The 3,441-nt window shown below is 25.6% G+C and carries 3 protein-coding genes; all 3 read left to right on the forward strand.

From position 1 onward, the window contains the following. On the forward strand, nt 1–881 hold an 881-nt coding region (locus Q4E08_RS11915), incomplete at its 5' end, for a hypothetical protein (protein WP_303131208.1). 5 nt (nt 882–886) lie between these two features. Further along, a complete protein-coding gene (locus tag Q4E08_RS11920; RefSeq protein ID WP_303131209.1) occupies nt 887–3,103 on the forward strand; it encodes a hypothetical protein in 2,217 nt (738 codons plus the stop codon). A gap of 26 nt (nt 3,104–3,129) precedes the next feature. Beyond that, nucleotides 3,130–3,441: PilW family protein (locus tag Q4E08_RS11925; RefSeq protein ID WP_303131211.1), on the forward strand; the 312-nt coding region annotated here is incomplete at its 3' end.

Here is a 3,441-nt window from a genome sequence, read left to right on the forward strand (position 1 = left end):
TGATACCCCTAGGTAGCTTTACTTTAACAGCTGTTAAAACATCAGTAAAAAGTGCTACAAAGGAGCAAGCTATAAATGCTGGACAAGGCGTTTTGGAGCAGGTTAAAGACATAAAAGGTAGTGAGCTTTTGAATTTAGATAAAACTATTATGGATTATAATAAGGATTATGATGAGAAGTGTATTAATCAAAGTTCAGGGCTTATAGTAAGCAAGAAAAAAGGTGAGGATTATTATAGAATACAGCAGAATGAATATGAAGTGAAAGATTCTAAATATAACTTCAATATAGAAGGAACTATGAGTTTAGTAAAAACAGCTTTTAAAATAAATGAAGATGCAGATAAAAATTGGGGAAGTCCTGATGCCAATTATTGTATTTATATAAGTGGATATTATATAGATAGTTATAAGATAGTGGGAAATCAGTGGCGTAAGCCTGAAAGCTTAAGTGAAGAAAGTACAAATAAAAATGATGTAGAAAAAGATGAGTATAATTTATCAATAATTAGAAGAAAAAATAAGATAACAATTGAATGGCTTAATAAAGTTGTTACATTTAATGTTGGAGAAGATGAGTCTCCCAAAATAAAAATACTCTTTTCTGGTGACGAAAGAAATAAAAAAATTAATTTAAAAATAGATAATTTTGATACAAAGAATAGTCTAGATGTTTATGCGTGTAAGTATGTAGGTAGTGGAATTTATTATGAACTTAAAAAAAGTGATTCTAATAGCAATGGAATAGTTAATATTTATATAAATTATAGTACTCAAAATAGATATACATATAAGGATGGACTTTATAATATTGAAATAAATGTAAAATACAAAGATGAAGTAATTTATAAAATTAATACTACTGAATTTATAGAAGGGTGATAAGTATGTTTAAAAAAAATAAGAAAAAAGGAGCTACACTTGCATATGTAATAGTAGTATTGGCAATAGTTGCAACAATAGGAACTGCAATAGTTGCTCTTTCTTTATCAAATTATAAAGCTATAATTGTTCATGGTAAAAAAACAGAAAATTTATATATGTCAGAATCAGGATTAGCTAAAGTTCAAGATGTTTTAAAAGAAGTAACTGCAAAGGCTATAGATGATGGAAATAAGGCTGTAGATGAAAAAAAACTAGAAATATCAAGTGGAGAAATAATAGGTAAAAATAATAATGATGGTTATAACACCTTAAGTGAAGATATAAGTAAAAAACAAAATAGTATTTTTAAAGAGGAATACAAAAAATCAGTAATTAATCAATTGATTAATAATAAGAAAAAGAGTTTGTTTTTATATGATGATAAAAATAAAAATGTAAAATTTAATGAAGAATTAATAAACTTGAAAAATGATGATGAAAATAAAATAAGCGATGATGGAAATTATAACATATGCTTATCTGATATAAATAAAAAAAGTGTTGTTTTAAGTAATTGGGAAAAACAATTTAAATTTTATGAACCTAAAGAAAAAAATGAAAGCGAACAGGAAATTAGTTTTAGACTTAAATCTAAATTTAATGTAAAAGATGGAAATGAGTATAGAAACTATAAAGAAGTTTCATTAACTTTTAATATAGAAGTTCCAAATTATAATGGAGCAACCTGCGTTAAAAGAATTCCTTTATATAATATTCTAACAGAGGGGTTAGTTGTTGGAGATGATTTGAATATAAAGAATGGTTCTAATTTATCTATAGATGGTAGTGTTTTTGTGGCTGCAAATGCTGAAGGTGATGATTTAACTAATAATAATATAAATAACAATGTAAATTCTGATAAAAATATTAATGGTATTTTAATATCAGGTGGGAAGTTGTATGTTAATAATGGAGATTTGGTAAGTAAAGAAGATATTAGGTTGAATTCAAATAATAGCATATTAAATGTTGGAACAAAGATTGTAGATAATAAATATGGTATTTATACAGGAAATTTAGGAATAAATGAAGTTGGAATTGGAAAAGGAAAAAATATTTCAAATAGTAAAATAGACTCAAAATATCCTGCATATACAATGAATGATTTAATATTGAATGGAAAAGAATCTACTATAAAGTTAGATGGAGGATATTATGGAATAAATAGTAATAGAACAAATGAAGCTGATGGAAGAATAAATAATTCTAGTGCTATAATAGTCAATTCTCCTGATATAGGTAATGGATCACAAATAGATATAGGTACAGAGGCTGTAATAATGGGAAGTGCTTATATTAATACAATAAATGAAGTATATCAAACAGGAGAATCTGTAGCAATTAAGGGAAATTATATTGCTTATACTGTTGATGATGGAAGTGGAGTTTCATTTAAATACTATAATCCATTGCAATTAGCAGACATAAAATCTAGTTTTGATAAAGATGGAATTAATTATAGTGAAGTTGAAAATAAGGCTAGGTATTTTAAAAACTCTTATGAAAAGAATATTAATAATATTAAAGATAAGATTAAGATAAAAGGAATTAGCTTGCCGCAAAAAACAAGTAGTATAGGTATAAGTATAGATAAAGAAAGAGGAGTAGAGTTAAATAACTTAACTTTAGATAAGCAGGAGCAAATAAGAGGAAATGAGATTAAAAAATATGAAGATAAGACAAGCTTAATAAAGGACATTAAATCAGAAATAAATTTTCCAAATGACAAGATAAATAATATTGAGGCTTTAAATAGTGGTGATGAAAGTAATTTAATATATATAGATAACAATAGGTATGACAATGGAGATACCCTTACTATTGAATATGGAAATGACTATAGTTTGGATAAAAATTTTCTAAAATTAAAAAATGGAAAAGCTTCTGGAATAATAATAACTAATAAAAATATAAGAATAAAATCTAATAAAAATAAGCCTATAGAATTTACAGGAACAATAATAACTACTGGTAGTTTTAGCATTGATGATAATGCAAGTATGAAGATTACTTACAACAAAAGTGATATGAAAGATTTTTTAGGAAGTAATTATTCAGAACTAAAAGATATATTCTTAGGAAGTTTTAATGATACAACTTACCTATATGTTGATTCTGATGCTGACAGAAGTGATAACTCATTCGATTTAGTTAAAACAAGTAACTGGGAAGTAAACTAAGCTATTAAGAGAAGGTTGGTGATTAAGTGAAAAATTTAAAATTAAAAAGAAGAGGGCTTTCTCTTATAGAATTAGTTGTGGCACTATCATTAATAGCAATAATATTAATGATAGTTAGTCCATTTTTTATTTCAAATTATGTAACTTTAGATAAGACAAGCAATCAAATAGATTTTCAAAGGGAAGCAAAGGCCATAATGAATTATTTTACTGATTCAGCTATGGAAGCATCTAATATAGAAAGCTTAACTAATGTTAAAGATGAGGTTCTTTCAAATAATACTTATACTGATAGTCTACAAAAGAACTCTTTAAAATCAAATGAGGGCTATCTTAAA

Origin of the sequence: Clostridium sp. (assembly GCF_030532265.1) — a bacterium.
Classification (GTDB): domain Bacteria; phylum Bacillota; class Clostridia; order Clostridiales; family Clostridiaceae; genus Clostridium.

Excerpts from the sequence above, each read along its gene's own strand:
- Q4E08_RS11920 (WP_303131209.1), top strand. The coding sequence starts at position 887 with ATGTTTAAAAAAAATAAGAAAAAAGGAGCTACACTTGCATATGTAATA.